This window comes from Bradyrhizobium sp. IC4060 (genome assembly GCF_020193715.1).
Lineage (GTDB): Bacteria > Pseudomonadota > Alphaproteobacteria > Rhizobiales > Xanthobacteraceae > Bradyrhizobium > Bradyrhizobium yuanmingense.
Map to the genome: position 1 here is coordinate 655,360 of NZ_JADYVJ010000003.1, position 25,809 is coordinate 681,168.

Genomic DNA, 25,809 nt, shown 5'->3' on the forward strand with positions numbered 1-25,809 from the left:
ACCAATCGATTGCGGGGCATCTTACGACCAAATCCGGCTGGCTGTCATTGCGCACGATCAGCGCAATTGTGGCAGCCGGGTTCCGTCTACGTTGTGTTCCCGGCATCGATGGTGAACACGGTGCCGGTGACGTTGCGGCCGCCTTCGCCCAAAAGGTATTCCACCATGCGCGCGACGTCGTCCGTCTCCGGCAGCCGGCGCAGCGCGCTGCGGCCCGCAATGCGCTTGCGGCCTTCCTCAGACAGATTGTGGGTGAGCTCGGTGTCGATGAAGCCCGGCGCGATCGCGTTCACGGTGATGCCGAGCTTGCCGACCTCACGGGCCAGCGAGCGGGTGAAGCCGGTCGCGGCGGCCTTGGTCGCGCCGTAGACGGAGAGGCCGTTATAGCCTGTCGTCGCGATGATCGAGGAGATGTTGATGATGCGGCCGGCGCCGTCGGCCATCATCTGGCGCGCCACATATTTGGTGAGGATGATCGGCGACAGCACGTTGAGCTGCACCAGCGCCTCGATCTCGGAATTGTGCATGGTGGCCAGCAGGCCTTCGGTGCCGAGACCGGCATTGTTGACGAGGCCGTAGATCGGGCCGAATTCGTCGCGCACGAGCTTTGCGAAGGCCGGGATTGCATCGATCACGGCAAGATCGCAGGCACGGAAATGCAGGCGCCCGTCGGCGGCCGCGATGGCCGCCTTGAGCTCGTCGCTCTCGCGTCGCGCCGCCGCGATGACGTTGAAGCCGGCAGCAACCAAGCGCTTGCCGATCGCAAGCCCGATGCCGCGGCTGCCGCCGGTGACGAGAACGTTATGCATCGGTGCGCGCCAGTTTTCCGGCCGGGGTGACGTCGAGCGCCTCGACGAAGCGGAGGACCGCCGGCACCTTGTGGGATGCGAGCTGGGCGCGGCACAGATCCAGGATTTGGTCGCGGATCTCTTTCGCGCGCGCCGGATCGGTGCCCTCGGTGAGGATCACGTCCGCGACGACGATGCCGCCGGTGATCGGGCTCTTGCGCGACTTCGCGCGCGACATCCGCACATCCGGATGGCGGTTGATCACCGCCTCGATCTCCTCGGGGTGGACCTTCAGCCCGCCGATATTGATGATGCCGCCGCGACGACCGACGAAATAATAGCGGTCGCCGCGCAGCTCGACGATGTCGCCGCTGTCGACAAAGCCGTCGTCGTCGGTGAGCGACGCCGCATTGCGCCCGATATAGGCATGGGCCGTGCGCGTCGAGCGGATGCGCAGCGAGCCGTCGACGACCTTCATCTCGACGCCGTTGCGGTTGCCGAGATAGTCAGCTGGAAAGCCTTCCAGCCCGTCATTGACGGCGAACCCGACGCCGGCCTCGGTCGAGGCATAGGCATGGCCGACGGACGCATTGGGGAATGCCGCTTTCAGGCCGTCGAGCACGGCTTGGTCGGCGATCTCGCCGGAGAGACGGACGTAAGCCGGGGCGAACTGGGCGGCCGAGCCGCTCATCAGGAGCTTGCGCCAATGCGAAGGCGTGCCGGAGATATGCGAGACACCGCGCGCCTTCAGCCGCGCGACGTGATCGGCGAGCGCCTCATGGGGATCGGACAGCACCAACGAGCCGCCGGAGAGGATGGCACGGAGAAAGATTTGCAGGCCGCCATAGCGGCGGATGTCGTAGAACGTTGCCCAGACCGGTGCAGGTCCGCGCGATGGGCCTTCGGCGACGATCGCGCCGGTCAGCGCTTCCAGCGTATGGCCGGCGATCTTTGGCACCCCCGAGGTGCCCGAGGTGAGCATCAGCCATTCGGTGCCGCGCGCGGTCTTGGCCGGCGCGGCGGCTTGCGGCGGCAATTGCGCGGTGACGACCAGCGGCACGCCGGATGCCGCCCAGAGTTCGGGCTCGTCGGTGACGACGGCATCGATCCCGGCATCCGCGATCAACGCGTCGAGATGCGCCGGATTGAGGTCCGGCGGACACAACAGCATGCGGCGGGCGATGCCGTCGAGCTCGATCATGGCAAGGCCGGACCGGAGCTGGTCCGACAGCTTGAGCAGCACGGCACGGCCAGAGAGCTCGTGCAGCCGCCCGCCCAGAACAGTGTGCGACAGGATGCCCGTCAGCGATACGACATCATGCGCATCGGAGATGGTGCGGCCTTTCAGCTCCGCGCCAAGATGGTCGCGAAGTGCAAAGATCTCACGCGGGGACATTTTCGTAGGCCCGCACGAAATCGCCCACCGTGGCGGGGAACGCTGCGTCCTCGGAAATGGTGAAGGGATCGACGCCGGTCTCGTCCTCGAGGCGGGCGACCAGGATGGCGAAGGCGAGCGAGTCGAAGCCCGTCTCATGCAGGGACAGATCGTCCGAGAGGGCGGGAAGCGTGACGTGCTGCTCCTTGGCGATCTGCTGAATCGCTTCAATGACCTTTGACCTTACCGACATGGCTGGCTCGCTTTGTTATCGATCTCGTTGTTGCGGCGGCTCTTGCTGACCGCCTCCCCATCGCGGTCTGTTTACCCGACAGAAGTAAATGGCTTCTTGGACAATTCAGATAAAATTTGACCTATCTCTCGATTTTGGTTGCCCTACAGCCTGATCGTACCGCCCGAGACGGCCGCATATGTCTCCGCGTCCAGCGCGACGTAGACGCCGGATATCGGGTCGAGCATGAACAGCGGATCGGCGACCGCGGCCGGGTCAAATCCCTCGCGGGCGAGCTCGCCCTTCTTCTGCTTGAAGGTCTCGGTGGCGTCGAGCTCGCGCGAGATGCGGATGAAGAGCGGGCGGGCGTAGACCGGCAGGCGTTGCGCGAGATGGGCGGGCAGCGCGCTGATGTCAAAGCCCTCGTTCACGACGATCGCGCTCATCCCGGCCCGGCCGTCGGCGCCGGGAATGCTGACGCCATAGGTGGCGGCATCGACGACGCCAATGAAATCGCGCACGGCATCGTTCACCTCGGAGGTCGCGACATTCTCGCCCTTCCAGCGGAACGTGTCGCCGATACGGTCGACGAAATGGAAAAATCCCTTGTCGTCCATCCGCATCAGATCGCCGGTGCGGAACCAGGCATCGCCCTTGACGAAGACGTCACGCAAGACTTTTTTCTCGGTCTCACCGGCATCGGTGTAGCCCTCGAAGCGCCCACCGCCCTCGTCCGCGGTGCCGATGCGGCCGATCGCTTCGCCGGCCTCGCCGCGGCTGCAGGCGATGCAGAAGCCCTCTTCATTGCGCAGCGGCGCGCCGCTATCGGGGTCAAGCTTGACGAGCCTGGCAGGAAAGCGGTGCGCGAGCAGCGCCGGGACGCGGCCGATCGCACCCGGCTGGCCCTCGACGTTGAACAGCGAGAAATTGCCTTCGGTCGCGGCGTAGAATTCGAGGATGCGCGGAATGGCGAAACGCGCCTGGAAATCCTCCCAGATATCGCCGCGCAGCCCGTTGCCGCAGGCGAGCCGCAGGCGATGCCGATTCTCGTATTCCGAGGGCGCGGCCTTGAGTAGGTAACGGCAGAGCTCGCCGATATATTGAAACAGCGTGCAGTCGTGCCGGACGATGTCGGACCAGAAATGCGAGGCCGAGAATTTCTCGGCGATCACTACCGAACCGCCGGCGGCCAGAATGCTGCACGGCGCGACGATGCCGCCGACCGAATGGAACAGCGGCAGACAATCGTAGAGCCGATCCTGCGGCGTCGCGCCGGTGAGGCCAGCGAACCAAAACCCCCAATTCAGGATGCGGCGGTGGCTGATGCTGGCCGCTTTCGGCAGGCCGGTGGTGCCGGAGGTGTAGATCAGCAGCGCACGGTCGTCGATGGTGACCTCGCCATGCTCCTCCGGCGATAGCGGGCCGTCGTCGAGAACGGCAAGCGCGACGTCGATCGCACGTTCGCTGCGGCTATCGCCATGCGTCCAGACTTTTGCCGCCGTCTTCAGATGAGGTGCCGCGCTGTCCAGCATCCCCGCTAGCTCATGCGCAACGATGACATGCATCGGCTTCGCGACATCAAGGCAGTGCGCGAGCGATTGCCCGACGAGCTTGGTGTTGATCAGTGCGACCACGCCGCCGACGCGGCTGATGCCGAGCCAGGCCGCGATATAATCGATGCCGTTCGGCATGATCAGCGCAACGGTATCGCCCTTGGACAGGCCGAGCGAGCGCGCCCAGCGGGCGTAGCGATTGATCCTCTTCGAGAGGCCTTCGTAATCGAGGCTTGCCTCGTCCGCCACCAGAGCAACGCGGTTAGGCTGGCGCTGCGCCCAATCGTCGACGACGTCGGCGAACAGGCGGCCCGGCAGCGTTTCGATCCGCGCGGTGAGCTCGATCGCCCTCAACCAGATCTTGGAAGCCGACGGTGCGCGCGCGGCTTTCGGCTTCTCGATGACGCCGGTGGTCATATTGTTTACTCTTTCGGGCGGTCTGCGGTTTCCGGCAGTTTAGCCCGCGCGCCCTGACCCAGGCGTTAAGAGACAAGGTAAAACCCGGTTAGGGCGCGATTAACTGTCGGCAGCGCGCAGCCAAGGTCGCACCCGCCGGCAGCGCGCCGACGGGTGTGACCAGGTCGAAAGAGCGATGAATGCAGAATTCCCGGCCTTGGTCCCGTTCGCCTCAGTGCACCTTCTTGGGACGCCGGCGCGGCGGCGGCGATTCGTTGAAGGCGTAATAGGGATTGAGGTCGCAGGTCGCGGCAAGGCCCGACGCCGTGGCGCGGCACTGCTCCAACGAGGTGAACGAGCAGTCGAAATAGTCACTGCCTCCGCCACCAGGGCCGCCACCGACGTAGCGGTGCATGCAGACGGGATAGGCCGGATCGTATCGCTGCGCGCTGGCATCCGCTGCGCCCAGCAGCGTGAAGACCGCGGTAAGAGTGAGGAATGACAAGCGCATGGGAAATCCTCGAACTGGTGACGTCGCTTCATATGACACAACATCTCGCCGTCCGCGACTGTTCCTGAGACCTGATGACGTCAAGGTGAGTGAGACGCGCAGCGCCAGAGGCGTTGCGCGATGAGCGATCTGACAACCTGGCGGTCCGAATGATGCTGCGAGGCAGCGCTAGCCGCCGAGCCCCTGCAACACCAGCCGGTTCAGCCGTGCCGCGAACGCCGCCGGGTCTTCCGGCAATTCGCCGTCCAGGATCTGCGCCTGCTCGAGCAGAAGCAGGCTGATATCGTCGACGACTGTCGAGCCAGCCTGCGCCTTGGTGACCGCGGTGACCAGCGGATGGCGCAAATTGATCTCGAGGATCGGCTTGGTCTTCATGCCGCGGTTCTGCTGCGACAAGATGCGCTCGAGCTCGCGGCTCGGACCCTGGCTGTCGGCGACGAGGCAGGAGGCCGAGCTGGTCAGGCGCGTCGAGACCTTGACGTCGCTGACGCGCTCGCCCAGCGCGGCCTTGATCACGGCGATGGTGGCTGCTTCGTCCGCAGCCGGCTCGTCCTTCTTCGCCTCGTCCTTATCGTCGATACGCGGAATCAAATCGAGATTGAGATCGCCCTGGCTCAGCGACTTAAGCGGCTTGCCTTCGAAATCCGAGGGCATCGAGGTCCAGAAGGCATCGACGGGATCCGACAGCAGCAGCACCTCGATGCCGCGCGCGGTCGCAGCTTCCAGCCGCGGATTGGACTTCAGCCGCTCGATGCTGTCGCCGACGAGATAATAGATCTCGGTCTGGTTCGGCTTGAAATCGGCGATGATCTGCTTCAGCGACCGCTTCTCGCCCGACGTGGTGGTGAAGCGCGACAGCGACAACAGCTTTTCGCGCCGTTCGAAATCCTCGTAGATGCCTTCCTTCAGCACCGCGCCGAAGGCGTCCCAGATCTTGGCAAAGTTCTCCGGGTCCTTCTCGGCGAGGCTTTCGAGCTCGGACACCACCCGGGTCGCCACGGCTTTCCGGATCTGCGCCAGCTGCGGATTGTTCTGAAGCATCTCGCGCGAAATGTTGAGCGGTAGGTCCTCGCTGTCGACCACACCGCGGACGAAGCGCAAATAGCCCGGCAAGAGGTCAGCATCGTCGGTGATGAAGACGCGCCGCACGTAGAGCTTCACGCGGCCCTTGCGGTTCGGCTCGAACAGGTCGAACGGCTTGGTCGAGGGCGCGAACAGCAGCACGGCGTAGGAGTAACGTCCTTCCGCGCGGTAGTGCAGCGTCATCGCGGGATCGTCGAAGGCAGAGGCGATCTGCTGATAGGCCTTCTTGTAATCGTCAGCCGTCAGCTCGGACTTGGAGCGCTGCCACAACGCGCTCGCCGAGTTGATTTGGCGCGGCTCGCCTTCTTCGGGCACCAGCTCGATCGGAAACAGGATGTTGTCGGAATAGGAAGTGACGATGCGCTCGATCTCGTAGGTCTCGAGATATTTCTTGGCGTCGTCCTTCAGGTGCAGGACGATCTCGGTGCCGCGCGTCACGCGCGCCGCTTCCTCGTCGCTGGCACGGGCGATCTCGAAGCCGGAGCCGCCGGAGGACGTCCAGGTCCAGACATCGCTCTCGCCGGCACGGCGGCTGATCACCACGATCTTCTCGGCGACCATGAAGGCGGAATAGAAGCCGACGCCGAACTGGCCGATCAGGCCGAGCCCGTCCTTGGCCTCTTTCAATTTGGATACGAACGCCTTGGTGCCGGAGCGGGCGATGGTGCCGAGATGGTCGATCAGCTCCTGCCGCTCCATGCCGATGCCGTTGTCGGCGATCGTGAGCGTCTTGGCCGTCTTGTTCGGGATGATGCGGATCTTGAGTGCGTCGCCTTCGCCCAGCAGGGCGGGACTGGCGATGGCCTCGTAGCGCAGCTTGTCGCAGGCATCGGAGGCGTTGGAAATGAGCTCGCGGAGGAAGATGTCGGTTTCCGAATAGACGGAGTGCACCATCAGGTGCAGCAGTTCGGAAACTTCGGCCTGGAAAGGCTGCGTATGCACAGCCGTATCTGACGTCGTCATGCGCTTACCCGGTCAAACAAAAGGGAGGGAACCCGGATATAGCGCGAGGCAATGGCGGATCAAGAGGATGTGAAGTCTGGGTCCGCCACCCCCCTCGCGGAGAGGGGGTCAGGTCACGCAGCGGCCGGGCTGGAGCAGCCTTGCGACCTCGGTCAGGGAGCTGACCATCGGCTCACAGGCGATCGTCGGCTTGTTGCGAGGCTTCTTCTGGTTCTGGAGCAGCACCGGCGTCTTGGCATTGCCGGTCTCGATCACGGCGGGGACCCGCAGCAGCACCGACGTATCGGCGAGGTCGTTCAGCCGCATCGAGACGGTACGGGTGGGAACGGCTGCCGGCTTGATCTCGGCGAGCCGGTCTGTCTTGGCGACGCGGTTGACGTTATGGCCCACCGCGGCTGTGGAGCTATGGCTGGGGATGTCGGCGACCGCCTGCCAGCGGTCCGCAAGATCGTGGCCGGAGGCCAGTTGCACGGCACCGAGGGTGGCGACGACCGCAATTGCGCTCAAAAAAACCTTTTGAATCTGTGACATGGCTGCCGATCCCTCGCCCCATGGCGGGCACGGGAACAACGCCGCCGCAGGATCGGGGGTTCTCGACAGCTACGATCACTTAACCGTGTGCGAAAAATGCAGCAGACGGCAAAATATTTCGCGCGCCTTGGAACGACTTTCGCGCACAGGAGTCGTCTCAGCAGCCGGCTATTCCCCCCTGCCCCATAAGCCGGCGACGTAGGGCGCGACTGTGGTGATGCCAGTCGCGCCTTACTTTTATCTGGGGCCTACTTCGCCTTTCCTGCCAGCCACTCCCGGCCCTCGCCATAGAGCTTCTCGACCTCGGGGCCGATCAGGCCCGGCATGTCGCGCTTCACGTTGTAGCCGATCAGCTCCTGCATGTAGGCGAGGTGGCGGTAGCCCTCGGGGAGTGCAGCCAGCGCATCCTGGTCGAGCCGAAGCGTCGCGGCGGGATCGACCGGGTCGATGCGGTCCTTCTCGTAGATGGGCTGGCGGCGGACGATGCCCCATTTGCCGATACCTGATGGGTCGTCCCGCTTCTCCAGGAAATCATAGAAGCGTCCGGTGCAGACGACGTCGCAGAGCACGTCGTGCACGAGGCCGCGCTGCGAGATGGTCATCTTGGTCTGCGCGATCGCTCGCGCACCCGCAAGATCGATGCTGGTGCCGCCGAGGAAATGCAGGATGCGCACGCCCCTGGCAAAACCCTCCTGGCTGACTCGCATGAAATCCCGGGCCGGCCCCTGAAACCAGGTCGCGGACATCCTGCCTTCTTCGTGCCAAACCGTGGCAAAGCGCTCCCAGTCGCCGGCATCGCGCCACACCGCCCAGTTCTCGACGAGATCGCGGATGGCGAGACGATCGAGGAGTTGCTGGTCCATGGGCACGTCTCCGATTGGCGTGGTCGCACGCGCAGCTGCTACATGAGCTATGGGCGGCGAATTCAGCGCCCGTCAAGCGGGCCGGCGGCATGAAAAAATCCGGCGTGCCTTGGGCACGCCGGACTTCGCTATTGGGACGGCCGCAGGCGCCTTGTTACGCCGCAGGCGCTTTGGGCGTGCGATTGCGCGAGTTGCGCTGGAAGAACAGGGCCTGGCTCGCCACCGCCGATACCATCGCGGGCTGGAACGGCTTTGAGATCAGGAACGCCGGCTCGGGACGCTCGCCGGTGAGGAAGCGCTCCGGATAGGCGGTGATGAACACCACCGGCACCTCGAAGGTGCGCAGGAGCTCGTTGACGGCGTCCAGGCCGGACGAGCCGTCGGCAAGCTGGATATCGGCAAGGATCAGGCCGGGCCGCTTGTTCTTGGCCAGCGCCACCGCATCGGCATGGGTGCGCGCGACGCCGACGACGTTGTGGCCGAGATTCTTCACCAGGCTCTCGAGGTCCATGGCGATGAAGGTCTCGTCCTCGATGATCAGCACGTCGGTGGCGATCTCGGCGGCCATCTCGCGTCCGGCTGCGTCCGCAAGACGGCGCGTCTCGGCAACATCGGTGCCGAGAATGAAGGCGACTTCCTCTTCCGAAAAGCCCTCGAGCGAGAGCAGCAGGAAGGCTTGGCGCGGCAGCGGGGTGATGTTCGACAGCCGCCGTTCCGGCGGCATCGGCAAGGTCGTCACCTCGGCATCGTCGTTGATCGAGACTGAATTCCAGATCTGGGTGAAGAGCCGGAACAGGCCGGCCCGGGGCCCATGGTTCTCGTCGAGCACCGACGGATCGCCCAGCATGGCTTCCAACATGGCGGCGACATAGGCGTCACCAGAGGCCTGGCTGCCTGTCAGAGCCCGCGCGTACCTGCGCAACAACGGCAAGTGTTCAGCAACTACCTGTGAACGGGACATCCCCACTCCATTCGTCTTCGGGCCAACCTTGAGGTCCAATCCTGAGGTCAGGCATCACGCGGGGGGCCCAGGTTCCCCTGCTGGGCTGTCTACGCCTCACGACAACAAAAGTTCCGCCGAGCTGGGAACTTTTTGGCGCAGCTGGAATTGTGCCTATCCAGGGAACGGCTCCCGGTTGAGAAAACTTCTCGATTTTACAGTCACTTAACTCGGGGAAACGTGGAACAGGTCATGAAAGATCTCAAGTCTCAAGCCAGCAGAAGCACGACCCCCGGCAAGGGAGGCCTGACTCCGGAGATTCAATCCCGGATCGGGCACCAGTTGCGCGCCATGTACGACGATGTCGTGCGACAGGGGGTTCCGGATCGGTTCGCAGAACTGATCAAGAAGCTTGATGCGCCGGGAGCGTCACCCCACGTAGAAAATGAGGGCGGATCCAACGACAACAACAATGGGAGGGATTAATGCCTCTCACGGACTCCCTGCGTAACGACATCTTGGCGGCCGTGCCCAGTCTGCGCGCCTTCGCCATCTCGCTCAGCGGCAATGCGGACCGCGCCGACGATTTGGTCCAGGAGACGCTGCTGCGTGCGCTCGCCAACATCGACTCGTTCCAGCCCGGCTCCAACCTGCCGGCCTGGCTATTCACGATCCTGCGCAATTTGTTTCGGTCGGACTATCGCAAGCGGCGGCGCGAGGTCGAAGATGCCGAGGGCAATTACGCCAAGACGCTGAAGACCCAGCCCTCGCAGAATGCGCACCTCGAATTCGAGGAGTTTCGCACCGCGCTCGACAAGCTTCCGCAGGATCAGCGTGAAGCCTTGATCCTGGTCGGCGCGTCCGGCTTCTCCTATGAGGACGCGGCCTCGATCTGCGGCTGCGCAGTCGGCACCATCAAGAGCCGCGTGAACCGCGCCCGCTCGAAGCTCGCCGCGCTGCTCTATGTCGACGGCGCCGAGGATTTTGGGCCTGACGAGACCGTGCGGGCCGTGATCGGCGGCAGCGGCGGCTGACCGCCGCCGTCAATCGCACCGGAACGAGACGAAGACGGCCGCTTCCACGGCTGTCTTCGCGCGCGATGCGTCCGGCTCACGTCGCGATCACACATCCACGAAGGTTGCGGTCTCGGCCACGCTCGCCCGCGAGGTGCGGTAGCTGTTGACCTTGTGCGCATGGTCCGCATAGCCGAACGAGATGCCGCAGACGACGCGGCGGTCATCGGGCAGATCGAAGTGGCGGCGGATCAGGCCGGAATGCCGCGCCAGCGCGGCCTGCGGAATGGTGCCGAGCCCGAGCGCCTGCGCCGCCAGCACGAAGTTAGAGACATAGGCGCCGCAATCGATCGCACCGTAGATGCCGAGCGGCTCGTTGGTGTGGATGATGGCGACATGCGGTGCGCCGAAGAAATTGTAGTTCTCCAGCGCCTGCTTGGCATAGGCCGCCTTGTCGCCGCGGGCGATGCCGAGCGTGTTGTAGAGCTGGAAACCGCTCTCGCGGCGGCGATCGAGATAGACCCCGACATATTCGCGCGGTGGCGTGAAGTCGTAGTCATCGCCGAGGCCCTTCGAGGCCTCCGCGTAGATCGCCTTGCGAAAGCGCTCCTTGGCCTCGCCGCTGGCGATGATGACCTGCCAGGGCTGGCTGTTGCACCAGGACGCCGTGCGCTGCGCGGTCGCCAGCACATGCTCGATGGTGGCGCGATCGACCTCCTTGGGGAGAAATGCGCGAACGGAGTAGCGCTCGTTGAGGAGCTCTTCGAGCACCCCGATGCGGTCGTTCTGTCTGACTTGTGCGTCCATCACTCAGCTCGCCCTTTTTTCTTTTGGTTGGGCAGAGGCGCCAAGCGCCGTCCCACCACCATACTTACCTCGATGCACCTGCATATGGTAGGCATGCAATGTTTTGCCCACCCTGCACGAGCGGTGACCGTGACGACTACTTGGTCAGCAGGGCATAGGCGCCGGTCCAGCCCTCCGGCGGCGGATCGATCTGGAAATCCTTGATCCGCGCCTCGTAAAGCCTGAACAGCTTCTCCAGCGTGTCGGCGTCCTCGCTCTTGCGGCCGCGCTCGATGGCATCCAGGGCGCCCTGCCAGTCGCGGCTGCGGTAGCAGCCGAGCATCTCGATGGTGATGTTGCGCAGGCGCTGGAACGCGGCCGAATGCATCACGTCCTCGCGGCCGGCGATGGCGTAGATCACTTCCGGCTCGGTCTTGCCCTTGACCATGATGAAGTCGAGCTCGAGGATCGCGAATTTCTCCTTGGCAGCGAGTGCCGTGCGCGAGCCCACGATGATCGGAAATCCGTATGCCTTCGACTGGCCCTCGAGGCGCGAGGCCAGGTTCACGCTGTCGCCGAGCACCGAATAGTTCTTCTTCAGGTCGGACCCCATGTTGCCGACCACGCCGATGCCGGTGTTGAGACCGATGCCGACATTGAGCGGGATATAGACGTGGCCGCCGTCGGCGGCCTCCTGCTCGCGCTCCTTGTTGACCTCGTCGATCTGCTCGAGCATCTGGATCGCGGCTTCGCAGGCGTTGATCTCGTGCTCGGCGTCGTCGAGCGGCGCGTTCCAGAACGCCATGATGGCGTCGCCCATGTACTTGTCGATATAGCCCTTGCGGTCGATGATGACGTCGGTCAGCGGCGTCAGGAAGCGGTTCATCAGCTCGATCAGCCCCTGCGGATCGTGCTTGTAGCTCTCGGAGATCGTGGTGAAGCCGCGCACGTCGGAGAACATGATCGTCATCTCGCGTTCCTCGCCGCCGAGCACGAGCTTTTCCGGCGACTGCGCCAGCTGCTCGACCAGCACAGGCGACATGTATTGCGCGAATTGCCCGCGGATCTGCACGCGCTGACGCTGCTCGCGCACGAAGCTCGCAAAGATCAGCGTCAGGTAGACTGCGGTCGTCGACAGCAGCGGATAGGTGAAGTCGATGAGATAGCGGTGCTGCGTGTAGGAGAACCAGGACACGCCGATCAGGATGGCCGCGAAGGCCGCGCCCACCAGCACGAGGCGGACGGGGCCGAGATTCGGCGTGAAGATGATGACGAGCAGGCCGATGATCAGCGCCGCGATCAGCTCGACGCCCAGGGCATAGTTCGGCTGCGAGATCACCGCGCGGCTCAGCACGCCCTCCAGCACCTGGGCATGGATCTCGACACCCGGCATGGCCCGGGACACCGGCGTGGTCTTGATGTCGTTCAAGCCGCCCGCGGAAGTGCCGACCAGCACCAGCTTGCCGGCAAACCTCGTGGGCGGCACCGCATTGTCGAGCACGTCGACCGCGGAGACGTAGATCGAAGGATCCCGGCGGGCATAGTGCACCCAGAGCTGACCGTTCTTGTCGGTCGGAACCTCCAAACCCTTGAGGCGGATCGACTTGATGCCCGTCTTATCGGTACGGACCAGCAGGGTCGGCGTGCCCGTGACGACGCGCAGGATCTCGAGGCTGAGTGAGGGCATGATGTTGCCCTGGGCGCGCATGATCATCGGCACGCGGCGGATCAATCCGTCACGCTCGGTCCGGATCGAGAACAGGCCGCGGCCGGCCGCGGCCCTCTCGATGACCGGCACGTTGCGGAGCAAGCCGGGGAATTCGAACAGGAAACGCTCGGCCCCGTCCTCCCCCACCGTTGCAACCCCCGTGAACGGCAGCGACTTGTCGAGCTCGGACAAGACCTCCGGAAGCCCGGTCTCGCCCAGCACGACGTGCGAGCGCTTGATCGCGTCGGCGAGGATCTGATCGTTGCTCGGCAGCTCACGCAGCTTGGCGCGGGTCGCGTCGTCGAGATAGCGCATCTGGCTCGCGACCTGATCCGGGTTGAGCCGGTCGGCTTCGGAGAAGACCATGTCGAAGCCGATCGCCACCGCGCCGTTGTTGGTGAGGTTCTGGACCATGTCGGCGATGCGCGTGCGCGGCCACGGCCACTGTCCGAGTCTGGTGAGGCTCTTGTCGTCGATATCGACGATGACGACCGGCCGCGCCGCCTTCTCGCGCGGATCGATCAATTGAAACATGTCGAAGGTGCGCAGCCGCAATTCCTGGATCGGCGGCGGATCCCACAGGCGCGCGCCCGCGAACAAGACCAGCAGCGCAAGGCAGATCAGCCGCGCAAGGCCGAACTTCCGCGCAAACCACCGCCGCAGGATTTTGAAACGCTTCATGCCAGTCAGACTTCCTGACCCAGATCATGCCGGGCGCACCGATCATGAAGCGTCGGCGTGCGATTGGCTATTCCCCGAGTGCTGAGGATTATGGATTTTTTGCCGCGGTCGAGGTGCAAACCGGAAGCGCCGCCTGCTTCCACTAGCCGACGTGAGTGCCGAAGATGAAATCGCTGGACTGGAGATTCGCGACGGCGACACCCTTGAGCAGGATCGTCTCGTGGCTATCCAGCGTAAGCAACGTGCCGCCATCCTGCGCGGCGGTCGGGGCAAGGTCGTTCAAGGAGCTGATGCCGCTGAACTGCCGCAGGTCGAGCTTGTCGAGGCCGTACTCGAAATCATTCACGGTGTGCTGAACCGAATCCTGCGACGAGGCCGGTGCGAATACGAACTGATCCTTGGCACTGCCGCCGATCAGCGTATCACTCGACTCGGTCGCGAAAATGACGTCCTTGCCGGCGGTACCTTGCAGGGTCATGCCCTGGCTCTCGGCTCCTTCGACGAAGATGAAGTTCACCGTGTCCGAGCGGCCCGCCGAATCGGCAACGGTCAGCGTGATCTGATCGGTGGCGGGCAGTCCCGCCTCGGGATCAGCGCCGGTCGGCTCGTAGACGATGCCCGCGCCTTGCGCGAGGGCGGTGTTGATCTGCTCGAGCGTGCCGGTCGTCGGATAAACACTTGCGAGGCTGACGTCCGGATTCGCGGTCGACAGCGTGACCGTGAAAGTGTCCGTCGCAGCGCCGGGATCGGCGTCCATGACGACGAGGTCGGTAATGATCTCGTTGCTGTTCTCGGTGATGTGCTCGACCTGGAAGCTCTCGGTGTTGATGACCGGGCCCGCACCGTCGTCCGCACCGGTCACGTTCACCTTGAGCGTTGCCGTGTCGGTCGCACCATGGATATCCGTGGTCTGGACCGTGAACGTATCGACATACGATCCGTCCGCCAACGCATTGATCGCAGCATCATTCGGAACGTAGCTGTAGCTGCCGTTGGAATTGACCGTCAGCGAGCCGTAGAGTCCCGCGACCGTCGTGGCCGCCTGGTGATCTGAATTGAGGACGGCATAGGTCAGCGTCGCCGTCTCACCGCTGTCGGCGTCGGTCCCCGCCAGTTGCCCGGTGAGATTGGAGAAGCTGTCGTCGTCAGCGGTGTCCGTGAGCGGGCCGATGTGGAGATCGGACAGCGTCGGTGCGTCGTTCGTGCCGGTGATGTTGATGGTCACGACCGCGCTAGTTCCAAAGCCCTGAGCATCCGACGGAACGATGGTGTATTGCAGCGATAGCGTCTGACCGGCGGCGAGGAAGTCGAAGGCCTGGCCGGCCGAGTTGAATTGCCAGGTAAACTGGGCGTGGGTCGCCGTGCCGTTGAGAATGTCGCCGGACGGCACGGTCAGATAGTTCAGGAGATCGGCATGCGACAGCCCGCCGACGCTGCCCGTTTGCAACACGTTGTCGAGCTTAACCTGCACCGCATCGACCGATACCGTGACGTGATCGGTCGCGTCGACGTCGGAGACCGCCAGCACGCCATGCGAGAGCTGGCCGCCATTGGTCTCCATCAGATCGGCAAATGCGCCGCCCGGCCCGGAGGTCCCGCTGGCCCAATCCGCATCACCTTCAATGGCGAGGCTCTTGGTTGGGTTGACCGTGTTGGAGGCCGTGCTCCCGCTGCCGTCGCCAAGCGTATAATAGGCGGCCAGATTGGCCTCGTTGCCAGTGAGCGCGGTGAAGTCGTACGACTGGATTTGCGCCTGCGTGAGTGCGGTGGTCCAGACGCTGACATCGGCGATCGAGCCGGTGAAGCCTTGCGTACCGAAGCCCGGAGCGTACCTGCCGCTCGCCGCTCCGATCATCATGTAGGACGGCTCCTGAGCGCCAGCGATCGCGTTGACGCCGCCACTGTGGGAATAGACGGCGTTGCCATCGACATAAAGCGTGAAGATGCCGTCGTCACGCGTCAAGGCGAGGTTATGCCATTGCCCCGCAGTAAGCGCGAAGCCGGTATCCTGGATCTCGACGCCGCCCTCGAGAATCGCGATCTCCAGCTTGCCGCTGATGACGGTGCCCATGAGGCCGAAACCGGTGGTCGAGGTATTGCCATTGTAGAACAAGACCTGGCTGGCGGAGGCAGCGTCTCCGTTCCAGTTCACCCAGCCGTCCAGCGTCACGTCGTCGGTGGCGACCGTCGGTACGTCGCCGACCGCGATGGTCGCACCGTCGAAGTTCATGTAGTCGGACGTCACATAGGAGACGGTCGGCGCATCGTTGGTGCCGGTGATGGTGACGGTGACGTCTTGCGTGACAGTCGCGTTGTGATTGTCCTTGAAGGTGACGGTGTAGACCTGAGTTATGGTCTGCCCTTCCGCCAGCGACTGCAGCACGGGATCGTTGTTGTCGAGCGTGAAGTGCCAGTCGAGCGTCGCGCCGGTGCTGGTGTCGGCGTTGGATTCGGACACCGCGCCGATGGAGAAGGTGCCGATATTCGTGCTGTCGTCCTCGAATCCCGGCAGAGCCGAACTGACGGACGATGACTTGAACTGCACCTGCGCCGTATGGGTGTCGATCAGGTCAACGTCCTGGATCGCCAGCGTACCGCTGGTCGTCAGCGAGGCGCCGTCATCCTCGGTAACCGCACCCGTTGCCGCCTCGGGATCGCTCGTGATCGTCGGCGCGTCGTTGGCGCCGTTGATCGTGACAGTGACGTCCTGGGAGACCTGCGCACCGTGATCGTCAGTAAAGGTAACGGTGTAGACCTGGGTGATGGTCTGGCCATGCGCCAGCGATTGCAGCACCGCATTGTCGTTGTCGAGGCTGAAGTGCCAGCCCAGCGTCGCGCTGTTGTCGGTATCGGTGTTGAACTCCGCGACCTCGCAATCGATCGTGAAGGTGCCGAGCGGCGCATTACCATCGAAGCCCGGCAGATGCGCGTTCGACGTCGCCGACTTGAATGCGGCCTGCGCGGTGTGGGTGTCGATCAGATCGAGATCCTGAATCGCGAGCGTGCCCTCGATCGACAGCGTCGCGCAGGCATCCTCGGTGACGCTGCCCTTTGCAGCGTCTGCATCACTCGTGATGGTCGGCGTGTCATTGGTGCCGGTGATGGTGACCGTGACGTCCCGGGTGACGGTGCCACCGTGATGGTCGTCGACGGTCACGGTGTAGACTTGGGTGATGGTCTGGCCTTCGGCCAGCGACTGCAGCACCGGATCGTTGTCGTTGAGCGTGAAGGTCCAGCCCACTGATCCGCGCGTGCTGACACCCGGACTCTCGCTCACCGCGGTCAGCGCGAAGTTCCCGATATGCGAGGTGCCGTTGCCGAAGCCGGGCAGATGCGCGTTCGACGTCGTCGACTTCAGGACGTAACTGGCAGTGTGCGTATCCGTGAGATCGGGGTCGTTGAAGGCGACGGTGCCGTTCGCCGTCAGGGTTGCCGCCGTATCCTCTGTCACCGCTCCGGTGGGCGTCGTCGAGTCCTCGACGATCGTCGGCACGTCGTTGGTGCCCTCGACATTGACGTCCGCACCGTCGATGGACACGGTGATCGGCGTGCTGACGACGCCGCCGTGCCCGTCATCGACCTGCACCACGTAGTTGAGGATCAGCTTCTCGTCCTCGGCCAGGAAGTCGAAGAGATGGTCGGGAACGCTGTAGGTCCAGGTGGCCGTGCCGTTGTTGCTGTTTCCGGCACCCTGAACCACGGTCAGCGGCACTTTGACGGCAGCGATCGCCGCGAGTTGCTCCGGCGTCAGGGACGCGGTGATATCGTTGCCTTCGGCATCGAGATATTTGAACGGCTCGACGGATGAGAGCGCCGCGCTCACGATCGGCCGGTCCGTCAGATCGACGTCGGTGAAGGTGACCGTGCCCGTGATGATGTCCAGCGCCTCGTTGCCGGTCCCGACCTGTTCGATGACGGTGCCGCCTGACGTCGCAACGGTAGGCTTGTCGTTCGTTCCCGTGATCGTGATGGTGATCGGGATGAACCTGGACTCGGGGTTCACCGTGAAATTGGTGTCGACGCGGACCATGTAGGTCAGCGTCAGGGTTTCGCCGGCGGCGAGGAAGTCGAAGACGTGGTCGGGGATCGTGTAGGTCCAGACCGCCGAGCCGTTGTTGTTGTTGGCGGGGTCGGGGACGACGCTGATCTGGATCTGCGTCGCCGCGATGCCCTGCTTCTGGAGCTCCGAGAGGGAGCCGGTGACGTCGTTCTGGCCCGCAGTTTTGTAGACGTAGTTCGGCGCCTCGGCGAGGCTGATGCTCACCGTCGGCCGGTCGCCGAGGTTCTGATCGACGAACCTGATCACGCCGGAAATCGTGTCGGCGCGCGTGTCGCCGGTCGTGTCCGCACGCTCCGTCAACGCGAACGCCGTCTTCACGTTGCCGCTCGCGTCGAAGCTCTGCGCGATCGGCTGGCCGGGAATGCGTACGATGAGCGGCGTGGAGGTGGTGGGCGTCTCCGATCCCTGCGGATTGAGATTGACGAATGTTGCGGTGGCGCTAGGGCCGGACGACGATTTGAGTAACACCTCATAGCCGAACGGCGTGATCGTATCGGTGTAGTTCGTGGTCAGCTTGGTGTTGGTGTTGTTGTCGGTAAACTTCAGCGTGAACACGTCCGTGATCAGCTTCTGCACCTCCGGCGACATCAGTGCATTGGTGATCGAGACGTTGCCGCCGCTGATCTGGATCATCTGGCCGGCCTGGTTGACCGTCGCGATCGGCAGCAGCGTGACCTTGTCGAACAGGATGTAGGAGCCGGTCGTGCCGTTCGGCTCGACCAGCACCTGGAAGCTCGCCTGCGGCTGCGGATCGCCGCCGCCGGCGGGAACGACGAAGTTGATCTGGGTCAGCACCGCCGTGCCGCGGATGCCCATGGTGGCGACCGGCGTGTCGACCTTCATGTCGCCGCGCTTGGCGGTTTCGCCGGCGACGAAGGTGATGGTGCCCGCGACCAGGCTGAGCAGCGAGGAATTGTTCGACCCGTTGGGGTCGTAGACCATCTCGTTCAGCACCATCCGCGCGTTGGAGGACAGGCCGAACACGGTGCCGTCAATGAAGGTGATGCCGAGCGTCGAGTCGGCCCCGGTCGAGACCACGTCGCCCTTCTCGACGTTGTCGCCATTGTTCAGGATGACCGAGACGCCGTTGCGGATCGCGGTCGCGCTTCCCACGAGCTTGGTGACGTGACCGATGACCTGGCCCGCACCGGCACCGGGCGCGGCCTGGGCAACCTGGACATGGCCGGTGAGGGCGTTGACGACGTCGCCGCTGAGGTGGGCGCCGTCGGGCGAAGCGAGCGCGGCGCGCTTGTCGCCCCTGAAATAATCGTGAACGACGAACTCATGACCGTCGTGGGACAGCACAAGGTCGAGCCCGGCACGCTTGAACTCGCCGTTGAAGATCAGATTGGGGTCGGGAACGACGAACGCGCCGTCGGGCACGTGACCGTTCGCCTTTGCGGTAAAAGAATCGATATTTGCCCCGACGGGCGAGCGGGAACCCTGGCCGTCCAAAGAAATCGCGCCGTCAAATTGGCCAGCGTAATTCAACCGGGCACCGTATAAAGGGTTAAAATTTAAGTAAGTATCGACCGCCTAAGCTTGCATAGCATTAGCAAGTCCTTAGCGATACCATCTATTGCTTGTGTGATTTCGCATCACTTGCCCCCGGGAGGCCCCACGGCGTGGCGCCGCGACAGAGGAGTGAAAGTAATTCCTCAAATATTCGTATGTCGAATTCAGCCTGTTTCCACGCATTTCCAGTCATCCAAAGTAACCTGCTGTATAGTTAGGAAGCAGATACTTTCATCATCTTTCCTTCGCGAGCTCCCGCAGCATCCTGCGGCAAATATGGAGTTAAATCTGTGACCTATCTACAGAACCCCATGAAATGGGGGTTGTTAGCCATGGGACCCAGATTCGGCACTGCCACAACCTGTGTCTGCAATTGGCTCCATTTCGCGGCAACGCGACACCTCCTAGCCGGCGAATCGTAAAATTTTACGCAATTTGGGTAGGCCCATTTCAGCCTGTCACCCGGTTTTGGAACCCCTGCCGGGCGCGTTAAGCAGAACAAAACGGCCCGTCTCGCACTATCTCCGCGAAAGCAACAAAGCCCGGCACGTCGAGATCGAGGGGGATTTCGTGAAGCCTGGGAAGGGGATGTCAGATGGAGACCGCTGCTCGCTCGCGCGCCTGGCGCGCAATCCTTGTCATGTGCGGCTTGATCCTGCTCGGATCGGCCGCCGAGCTTCGCGCCGGCACGCTGCTGTCGCCCGGCGCCGGCGTCCTCGTGCGCAAATCCGCCGAACCGTTCGGCGTGTTCGCCTTCGCCATCTCGTCCGGTAGCCTGCAGCAGAGATGGTCCGCGCTGAAGGACAAGCTCGACGACGACATGGTGCAGCTCGCGCTGTGCGACGGCGACCGGAACAATTGCGCTTCACCGGCAGCGCTCGAGCTGCTCGCCATAGTCGACCACGCCCGCGCCCGCGACGGTCGCGCGCGGCTCGGCGAGGTCAACCGCGCCATCAATCTCGCCATCCATGCCGCCAATGATGGCACCGACGACGTCTGGAGCTCGCCGCTTTCGACCTTCGCGCGCGGGACCGGCGATTGCGAGGACTATGCCATCGCCAAGCTGGCCGCACTGCGGCTGGCGGGAATTGCCTCTGAGGACCTCCGCATCGTCGTGGTGCGAGACGTCAGGGCCGGCGAGGCGCACGCAATTGCCGCGGCAAAGCTCGACGGGCAATGGCTGATGCTGGACAATCGCCGCATGGCGATGGTCAAGGATGACGCGACGCGGAGCTATCAGCCACTGTTCGTGCTCCACCAGTCGGCCGTGCTGAAATATGTCGACGAGCCGGTGCAGGTCTCGATGGCGGCCGCCGAGGCACGTTGATTGCTCGTAGCCTGGATGGAGCGCAGCAAAATCCGGGACTCTTACCACTCGCACCGGCCCCGGATTAAGCTTGCACTCCATCCGGGCTACAGACCTTCCACTGCTCGTCCCCACAAACCCATTTCACCGCGCAAGACCAGACGCTAGCATGGCGCCTTCCGTGCGGGGCGACTTGGAATGCGATTCATCGTGCTGTCTGTGCTTGCGCTGCTGGCATTGCCGGCGGTGCCCGCGTCCGCGCAATCCGACCGCGCGATCGCCGACAGGCTGCCGCTGTTTGCCAGGAACAAGTGCCAGCCGATTCGCGACCCCGGCAACCAATTGTTCTGCGGTGATGCCGCGCTTGCCGCCGCCGCCGAGAAGCTGAGCATCGCGATCGAGGAGCGGCTCGCCCGCCTGCCGGATCGCCTGCCCGCTATCGAGGAGAATGCGATCTGGGTCCGCCAACGCAACCTCAGCTGCGGCATCGTCGGCCAGACCGCGATCCGCCCCGACCAATTCGAGACCGTCAAGGCGTGCCTGCTCAAGGTCACCGAGGAGCGCGCCGCGATCGTTCGCGATCCGGATTTCGACTGCCTTGCGGCCAACACTGCTGCGGGCGCGGTGATCTGCGCAGACCCCTCGCTGACGCTTGCCGAAACCGAGCTCAACGGCCAGGTGCTCGGCCTGATCGGCAAATTGGACCCGACTGCGGCACGCTTTGCCTTCGCCGAATATGGACGGTGGACGCGCGAGCGCGACCGCAAATGCAATCTGGTCGGCAAGGAGAACGTGCCGCTGCAGGAGCTGGAATCCGCGGAGGACTGTCTCGCCGACCATTTGAAGCGCAAGACAGATGAAATCCGCGCCGCGAAGGGCGATCCCAAAAAAGTGTTCGGCCGGCAGGTCGCGGCCCGCATTCCCGACGCCGACGCCGTCGATTTCTGCGCCGCGCGGATTCATGCGGCCAATTCCTGCGGCAACTTCCTGCGCATCAACCGCGTCTATGCGCTCGACAGCCAGGTGACCGACCAGGAGGCACAGGTCACGGGCGAAATCGAAATGGCCGTGCTCGCTCCCTTCACCGTGTGCAGCAGGATCGCCTCCATCTGCACCGGCACCTGCTGGGACGCCACGACGGGTCGGCCGCAGCAGGGAGCCGGCAACAAGACGCGCCCAGCAGACGTCTTCAACGTCACGCGCCGGCTGAGGGTCCAGCGAACCTTCGCCTTCGTTAAAGCCGCCGACGGCTGGCGCTGCCGGGAAGACGAGCTCGCCCCGGTGAATTCGGGCACCGCGGGCGGAGGATCGTAGGGTTCTCTCTTCCTTCTCCCCTTGTGGGAGAAAGTGGCGCGCGCAAGCGCGCCGGATGAGGGGTTCTCTCCGCACGCAAGACGTGCGTGAAGGATAGAGACCCCTCACCCGGCTCGCCGCTTCGCGGCGATCCACCCTCTCCCACAAGGGGAGAGGGTGCACTGAGCTCGACGCAAGAGAGCCCGCATCAGAACATCAGATTGTCCTTCACCAGGACCCAGCGGCCGCCCTTGACCTGCTGCACCTGGGTGATGGTGTTGGCGAGGTGGTCGGTCTTGGAGAACTTGGTGGGGGGCGAGTTGAAGATGTCGAGGAATTTCTCGCCCGACTCGAGCGCATCGAGCATCTTCTGCCCGGTGAGATCCTTGCCGGCCTTGTTGGCATAGAACGCAAACGTCATCATGGCATTGTAGCCGATGATGGCTTGCGTGTTGGCGTCGGCGTTGAACATCTTCTTGTAGTTGACGAGCCAATCCTTCACCTTGCCCTTGGCGGTGTCCTCATAAGGAATCTCGAAGCCGCTGGCAGCATAGAGACCCTCGACGGCGTCCTTACCCAGCGCAGGAACCTCCATCACGTTCGTGGGGGTGGCCCCGAGGAAGGTGACGTCCCAGCCGAGCTTCTTGGCTTCGGTCATCGCCCCAATGGTCTCGCGCAGCACGGTGCCGAGCACGACGAGGTCGCAGCCATCTGACTTCATCTTGGCGATCTGCGCGCTGAAATCGGAGGCGCCGCGCTTGTAGCTCGTGATCGAGGCCGGCTGCGCCTTCATGGCAGTGAGCTGCTGATTGAAGCCATCGAGCACGTTCTTACCGTACTCGTCGTCCTGATGCATGATGCAGGGCTTCTTGAAGCCCTTCCACTCGATCATGTATTTCACCGCAGCCCGCGTGCTCTCGACATAGGGCAGCAAATTGTTGAACTTCAGGCGCTCCTGCGGCTTGGCCGGATCGAACTTGAAGGTGAATTCGGCCGCCGTCAGCGGGAACAGCTGCAGGACACCGGCATCGAACAGGATGTCTTGCGCGGCGAGCACCGTCGGTGATCCCATCGGCCCCACCATCGCGAAGATCTTGTCGCGCTCGATCAGCTTTTGCGACGCGAGCACGGCCTTCTTCGGATCGTAGCCGCTGTCCTCGACGACCAGCCGGATCTTGCGGCCGTGAATTCCGCCGGCCGCATTGATCTCCTCGGCCGCCATCTTCATGCCGTTCGCGACCGGAACGCCCCACCCCTTGATCGGGCCTGACAGGTCCTGGTGGGTGCCGATGACGATCTCGGTTGCCGAGATGCCCTCGTTGGTGACCTTGGTTTGCGCTGCGGCCGGCAGACAGGTGAGCACCACGGCACCCACAGCAAGGCCGAATGCGCTGAACGATTTCGACATTGACGTCTCCTCTCCTAAAGGCCCGTATTGCACGAAGGGCGGGGCCACAGCTCCTTCGCTTTCTCGAAATGGACCGGCTCGTCACGCCACCGCGCGCTCGCGATACATCGCCTCGATCTCGGCGGCGTAGCGCTTGTTCACGAAGCCGCGCTTCAGCTTCATGGTCGGCGTCAGCTCCTCGTCCTCGGGCGTGAGCTGGCGCTCGATCAGGTAGAACCTCTTGATGGTCTCGACGCGGGCAAAATTGCCGTTGACATGCTCGATCTCGCGCCCGATCAGGTCCTGGATCTCCCTCGCCCGGCACAGGCTGGCATAATTGGTGAAGGGGATGTCGTGATCCTGGGCGAACTTCTCAACATTCTCCTGGTCGATCATCACGAGGCAGGTGAGATAGGGCCGCTTGTCGCCGATCACGACCGCGTCGGAGATGTAGGGCGAGAACTTGAGCTGGTTCTCGATCTCGGACGGCGTGATGTTCTTGCCGCCCGAGGTGATGATGATGTCCTTCATCCGGTCGGTGATGCGCACGAAGCCCTCATTGTCGATGGTGCCGACGTCACCGGTGTGCAGCCAGCCGCGGGAATCGATCGTCTCTGCGGTCTTCTCCGGCTGGTTCAAATAGCCCATGAACAGGAAGTCGCCCTTGATCAGGATCTCGCCGGCGGGCGACAGCGCGACCTCGCCCCAGGGCACCGCGGTGCCGACCGAGCCGAGCTTGATCTTGTCCGCGGGCATCATGGTTGCGACCCCGCAATTCTCGGTCTGACCGTAGACCTCGTGCATGTCGATGCCGAGCGCCAGATACCAGCGGATCAGCTCCGGTGCGATCGGGGCTGCGCCGGTGAACGCGATGCGGCAGCGGTCGAGTCCGATCATGCGGCGGATGTTGCGGAACGCGACCAGGTAGGCGATGCGGTTGGCGATGCGCAGCGATAGCGGCGGCGCCCTGCCCTCGAGCCGGCAATCGACCATGCGGTAGCCGATGCCGATGGCGCGGCGATAGACCCATTGCTGCAGCGGCGTTGCATCCTTCAGCGCGATGGTGATGGCGGAATAGAACTTCTCCCAGACGCGCGGCACGGCCAGAAAGGCGGTCGGCTGCACCTCGCGCAGATTGTCAGGCACGGTTTCCGGGCTCTCGGCAAAATTCATCACCGAGCCGAGCGCGACCGAGATGTAATAGCCGCCGATACGCTCTGCGACGTGGCAGAGCGGCAGGAAGACCAGCCGGTTCTCGTCCTCTCGCGCAGGTATGAAGTCGTTGGCGTGTCGCATCTGGTGGGTGACGCTGCGATTGGCGTGCATCGCGCCTTTCGGCGGGCCGGTCGTGCCGGACGTATAGACGAGGACCGCGAGATCGCCGGCGCTGCGGCTGTCGATCATCTCCTGCCACAGCGCTTCGCGGCCGACCATGTGGTTGCGGCCGAGCGCGCGAAACTCGTCCAGCGACATCACCATGTCGTCGGAGAAACCGCTGAGGCCCTCCATGTCGAACACGATGATCTTCTGCAAGCTGGGGCATCGCGCGCGGCAGGTGAGAATCTTGTCGAGCTGCTCCTCGTCCTCGGCGAAGATCACCTTCGTGGCGGAGTCGTTGACGAGATACTCGACCTGGGACGAAGAATCGGTCGGATAGATTCCGCTGGAGACGCCGCCGGCGCACAATATGCCCATGTCGGCATAAACCCATTCGGGCACGGCATTGGCGATGATGGAGGCGACCTCGCCGGGCATGAAGCCGACGGCGCGGAGCGCGTAGGCGATCTCTTTGGAGATCTCCAGCCATTCTAGCCAGCTCGTCGGCTGCCAGATGCCGAACTTCTTCTCGCGGATCGCCGGCCTGTCGCCCCGCGTCTCGGCGGCGCGCAAGAAGCTCTTCGCGATCGTATCAGCGACCGTCAGCACCGCCGGTCGGGCCATGCACCTCTCCTCCTTGTCGCCTTCCCTCCGCTGCCTGCCTTGCCGGCCGGTCTTTGCTCAACGTTGGGCAAGCTCATCTTACTGCCAGCTCGTCCTCACCGCCACGTCTTCTTCTTTTTCCAGCGCCGCTCGCCGCGCGCGCCGGCTTCCTTGGCGCCAAGGTAGAATTCCTGGATGTCCTGGGAATGCATCAAGCGGTCGCAGGTATCGTTCATCACGATACGGCCGATCTCCAGCACATAGCCGTAATGGGCGGTTTCCAGCGCCACCTTGGCGTTCTGCTCGACCAGCAGGATCGACATGCCCTGCTCCTCGTTGACCCGGCGGATGATGGTGAATATCTCCTTCACCAGCAGTGGCGACAGGCCGAGCGAGGGCTCGTCGAGCAAGAGCAGCGTCGGCCGGTTCATCAGCGCGCGCCCGATCGCGAGCATCTGCTGCTCGCCGCCGGAGAGCTGGCCCGCCGGCTGGTTGATGCGCTCCTTCAGGCGCGGGAAATAGCCGTAGACGCGCTCCATGTCCTCCGCGACGCCGTCCCGGTCCTTGCGCGGATAGGCACCCATCATCAGGTTCTCGCGCACCGAGAGGAACGGGAACACCTCGCGCCCCTCGGGCACGTGGCTGAGGCCGAGCCGCACGATGCGGTCGGCCTCCATGCGCTGGATCGGCTTGCCCATGAACTCGATCGCGCCCTTCTGCGGATCGAGGATGCCGGAGATGGTCTTCAGCACCGTGGTCTTGCCGGCCCCGTTGGCCCCGAGCAGCGTGACGATGCGCCCGCGCGGCACCTCCAGCGAGATGCCGCGGATCGCCATGATCGGCCCGTAATAGCTCTCGATGTTGGAGAGCTTGAGGATGATATCCTGGGGCGCAGCGGCATCCAT

At 63.7% G+C, this 25,809-nt stretch carries 19 protein-coding genes; 4 read left to right on the forward strand and 15 right to left on the reverse strand.

The genetic code is table 11. The features are described 5' to 3' along the window. Positions 1 to 86: 86 nt before the first annotated feature. The 9 genes from I6F16_RS14935 to I6F16_RS14975 all read right to left on the reverse strand — a co-directional run bounded on the left by I6F16_RS14935 (position 87) and on the right by I6F16_RS14975 (position 9,256). Positions 87 to 809: an SDR family NAD(P)-dependent oxidoreductase gene (locus tag I6F16_RS14935; RefSeq protein WP_225111617.1), complete on the reverse strand. Its 723-nt coding sequence runs from the start codon at positions 807 to 809 to the stop codon at positions 87 to 89. Continuing rightward, positions 802 to 2,184 (reverse strand): fatty acid--CoA ligase family protein, encoded by a 1,383-nt coding sequence (locus I6F16_RS14940; protein WP_225111616.1) that lies wholly within the window; start codon positions 2,182 to 2,184, stop codon positions 802 to 804. The genes I6F16_RS14935 and I6F16_RS14940 overlap by 8 nt, the downstream gene beginning before the upstream one ends. Further along, positions 2,171 to 2,416 carry an acyl carrier protein gene (locus I6F16_RS14945; RefSeq protein ID WP_015688794.1) on the reverse strand — a complete coding sequence of 82 codons (246 nt, stop codon included), beginning with the start codon at positions 2,414 to 2,416 and terminating at the stop codon, positions 2,171 to 2,173. The genes I6F16_RS14940 and I6F16_RS14945 overlap by 14 nt, the downstream gene beginning before the upstream one ends. 143 nt (positions 2,417 to 2,559) lie before the next feature. Further along, positions 2,560 to 4,365, reverse strand: coding sequence for a long-chain-acyl-CoA synthetase (locus I6F16_RS14950; RefSeq protein ID WP_225111615.1), 1,806 nt, complete (start codon positions 4,363 to 4,365; stop codon positions 2,560 to 2,562). A gap of 211 nt (positions 4,366 to 4,576) precedes the next feature. Then, on the reverse strand, positions 4,577 to 4,855 hold the full coding sequence (locus I6F16_RS14955; RefSeq protein ID WP_035997672.1) for a DUF3551 domain-containing protein: 279 nt from the start codon (positions 4,853 to 4,855) through the stop codon (positions 4,577 to 4,579). A 168-nt stretch (positions 4,856 to 5,023) separates the two neighbouring features. Then, positions 5,024 to 6,901: a molecular chaperone HtpG gene (gene htpG, locus I6F16_RS14960; protein ID WP_225152918.1), complete on the reverse strand. Its 1,878-nt coding sequence runs from the start codon at positions 6,899 to 6,901 to the stop codon at positions 5,024 to 5,026. Between the two features lie 108 nt (positions 6,902 to 7,009). Further along, positions 7,010 to 7,432 carry a hypothetical protein gene (locus I6F16_RS14965; protein ID WP_109142370.1) on the reverse strand — a complete coding sequence of 141 codons (423 nt, stop codon included), beginning with the start codon at positions 7,430 to 7,432 and terminating at the stop codon, positions 7,010 to 7,012. A gap of 248 nt (positions 7,433 to 7,680) precedes the next feature. After that, on the reverse strand, positions 7,681 to 8,295 hold the full coding sequence (locus tag I6F16_RS14970; protein WP_225173834.1) for a nuclear transport factor 2 family protein: 615 nt from the start codon (positions 8,293 to 8,295) through the stop codon (positions 7,681 to 7,683). Between the two features lie 154 nt (positions 8,296 to 8,449). Further along, positions 8,450 to 9,256, reverse strand: a complete 807-nt coding sequence (locus I6F16_RS14975; RefSeq protein ID WP_035997648.1) for a response regulator — start codon at positions 9,254 to 9,256, stop codon at positions 8,450 to 8,452. A gap of 231 nt (positions 9,257 to 9,487) precedes the next feature. Here I6F16_RS14975 and I6F16_RS14980 point away from each other — a divergent pair, with 231 nt between their 5' ends. Together I6F16_RS14980 and I6F16_RS14985 are read left to right on the forward strand one after the other, a co-directional pair. Further along, entirely contained in the window at positions 9,488 to 9,721 is a 234-nt protein-coding gene (locus I6F16_RS14980; protein ID WP_025032292.1) for a NepR family anti-sigma factor, read from the forward strand. Further along, positions 9,721 to 10,269, forward strand: coding sequence for a sigma-70 family RNA polymerase sigma factor (locus tag I6F16_RS14985; RefSeq protein WP_018316216.1), 549 nt, complete (start codon positions 9,721 to 9,723; stop codon positions 10,267 to 10,269). Before I6F16_RS14980 ends, I6F16_RS14985 begins: the two co-directional genes overlap by 1 nt. Positions 10,270 to 10,356: 87 nt before the next feature. On the opposite strand, the gene I6F16_RS14990 is transcribed toward I6F16_RS14985, so the two are convergent. The 3 genes from I6F16_RS14990 to I6F16_RS15000 form a co-directional block, all read right to left on the reverse strand. Beyond that, positions 10,357 to 11,055, reverse strand: coding sequence for a nitroreductase (locus I6F16_RS14990; protein ID WP_035997645.1), 699 nt, complete (start codon positions 11,053 to 11,055; stop codon positions 10,357 to 10,359). A 136-nt stretch (positions 11,056 to 11,191) separates the two neighbouring features. Beyond that, complete coding sequence (locus tag I6F16_RS14995) at positions 11,192 to 13,423, reverse strand: adenylate/guanylate cyclase domain-containing protein (protein WP_225135473.1); 2,232 nt, start codon at positions 13,421 to 13,423, stop codon at positions 11,192 to 11,194. Positions 13,424 to 13,565: 142 nt separating this feature from the next. Further along, positions 13,566 to 18,866 (reverse strand): VCBS domain-containing protein, encoded by a 5,301-nt coding sequence (locus I6F16_RS15000; protein ID WP_225173835.1) that lies wholly within the window; start codon positions 18,864 to 18,866, stop codon positions 13,566 to 13,568. A gap of 727 nt (positions 18,867 to 19,593) precedes the next feature. On the opposite strand from I6F16_RS15000, the gene I6F16_RS15005 reads away from it, so the two are divergent. Together I6F16_RS15005 and I6F16_RS15010 are read left to right on the forward strand one after the other, a co-directional pair. Further along, positions 19,594 to 20,325: a transglutaminase-like cysteine peptidase gene (locus tag I6F16_RS15005; protein WP_225173836.1), complete on the forward strand. Its 732-nt coding sequence runs from the start codon at positions 19,594 to 19,596 to the stop codon at positions 20,323 to 20,325. A gap of 177 nt (positions 20,326 to 20,502) precedes the next feature. Then, the gene (locus I6F16_RS15010; protein WP_225111610.1) at positions 20,503 to 21,618 is read left to right on the forward strand and encodes a lysozyme inhibitor LprI family protein; all 1,116 of its coding nucleotides are present in this window, start codon (positions 20,503 to 20,505) and stop codon (positions 21,616 to 21,618) included. Between the two features lie 187 nt (positions 21,619 to 21,805). Here the strand turns inward: I6F16_RS15010 and I6F16_RS15015 are convergent, their stop codons facing one another. The 3 genes from I6F16_RS15015 to I6F16_RS15025 all read right to left on the reverse strand — a co-directional run bounded on the left by I6F16_RS15015 (position 21,806) and on the right by I6F16_RS15025 (position 25,809). Then, a complete protein-coding gene (locus tag I6F16_RS15015; protein WP_035997612.1) occupies positions 21,806 to 23,005 on the reverse strand; it encodes an ABC transporter substrate-binding protein in 1,200 nt (399 codons plus the stop codon). An 81-nt stretch (positions 23,006 to 23,086) separates the two neighbouring features. Further along, positions 23,087 to 24,925 (reverse strand): AMP-dependent synthetase/ligase, encoded by a 1,839-nt coding sequence (locus I6F16_RS15020; protein WP_109142366.1) that lies wholly within the window; start codon positions 24,923 to 24,925, stop codon positions 23,087 to 23,089. A 95-nt stretch (positions 24,926 to 25,020) separates the two neighbouring features. Next, complete coding sequence (locus I6F16_RS15025; RefSeq protein ID WP_035997607.1) at positions 25,021 to 25,809, reverse strand: ABC transporter ATP-binding protein; 789 nt, start codon at positions 25,807 to 25,809, stop codon at positions 25,021 to 25,023.

What these genes read in the sequence shown, in the direction of transcription:
- I6F16_RS14945 (WP_015688794.1), bottom strand. Translation starts at nt 2,416, where the DNA reads ATGTCGGTAAGGTCAAAGGTCATTGAAGCGATTCAGCAGATCGCCAAG.
- I6F16_RS15005 (WP_225173836.1), top strand. Translation starts at nt 19,594, where the DNA reads ATGGAGACCGCTGCTCGCTCGCGCGCCTGGCGCGCAATCCTTGTCATG.
- I6F16_RS15015 (WP_035997612.1), bottom strand. Translation starts at nt 23,005, where the DNA reads ATGTCGAAATCGTTCAGCGCATTCGGCCTTGCTGTGGGTGCCGTGGTG.
- I6F16_RS15010 (WP_225111610.1), top strand. Translation starts at nt 20,503, where the DNA reads ATGCGATTCATCGTGCTGTCTGTGCTTGCGCTGCTGGCATTGCCGGCG.
- I6F16_RS14935 (WP_225111617.1), bottom strand. Translation starts at nt 809, where the DNA reads ATGCATAACGTTCTCGTCACCGGCGGCAGCCGCGGCATCGGGCTTGCG.
- htpG (WP_225152918.1), bottom strand. Translation starts at nt 6,901, where the DNA reads ATGACGACGTCAGATACGGCTGTGCATACGCAGCCTTTCCAGGCCGAA.
- I6F16_RS14980 (WP_025032292.1), top strand. Translation starts at nt 9,488, where the DNA reads ATGAAAGATCTCAAGTCTCAAGCCAGCAGAAGCACGACCCCCGGCAAG.
- I6F16_RS14985 (WP_018316216.1), top strand. Translation starts at nt 9,721, where the DNA reads ATGCCTCTCACGGACTCCCTGCGTAACGACATCTTGGCGGCCGTGCCC.
- I6F16_RS15020 (WP_109142366.1), bottom strand. Translation starts at nt 24,925, where the DNA reads ATGGCCCGACCGGCGGTGCTGACGGTCGCTGATACGATCGCGAAGAGC.
- I6F16_RS14950 (WP_225111615.1), bottom strand. Translation starts at nt 4,365, where the DNA reads ATGACCACCGGCGTCATCGAGAAGCCGAAAGCCGCGCGCGCACCGTCG.
- I6F16_RS14955 (WP_035997672.1), bottom strand. Translation starts at nt 4,855, where the DNA reads ATGCGCTTGTCATTCCTCACTCTTACCGCGGTCTTCACGCTGCTGGGC.
- I6F16_RS14995 (WP_225135473.1), bottom strand. Translation starts at nt 13,423, where the DNA reads ATGAAGCGTTTCAAAATCCTGCGGCGGTGGTTTGCGCGGAAGTTCGGC.
- I6F16_RS14990 (WP_035997645.1), bottom strand. Translation starts at nt 11,055, where the DNA reads ATGGACGCACAAGTCAGACAGAACGACCGCATCGGGGTGCTCGAAGAG.
- I6F16_RS15025 (WP_035997607.1), bottom strand. Translation starts at nt 25,809, where the DNA reads ATGGATGCCGCTGCGCCCCAGGATATCATCCTCAAGCTCTCCAACATC.
- I6F16_RS14940 (WP_225111616.1), bottom strand. Translation starts at nt 2,184, where the DNA reads ATGTCCCCGCGTGAGATCTTTGCACTTCGCGACCATCTTGGCGCGGAG.
- I6F16_RS14975 (WP_035997648.1), bottom strand. Translation starts at nt 9,256, where the DNA reads ATGTCCCGTTCACAGGTAGTTGCTGAACACTTGCCGTTGTTGCGCAGG.
- I6F16_RS14965 (WP_109142370.1), bottom strand. Translation starts at nt 7,432, where the DNA reads ATGTCACAGATTCAAAAGGTTTTTTTGAGCGCAATTGCGGTCGTCGCC.
- I6F16_RS14970 (WP_225173834.1), bottom strand. Translation starts at nt 8,295, where the DNA reads ATGGACCAGCAACTCCTCGATCGTCTCGCCATCCGCGATCTCGTCGAG.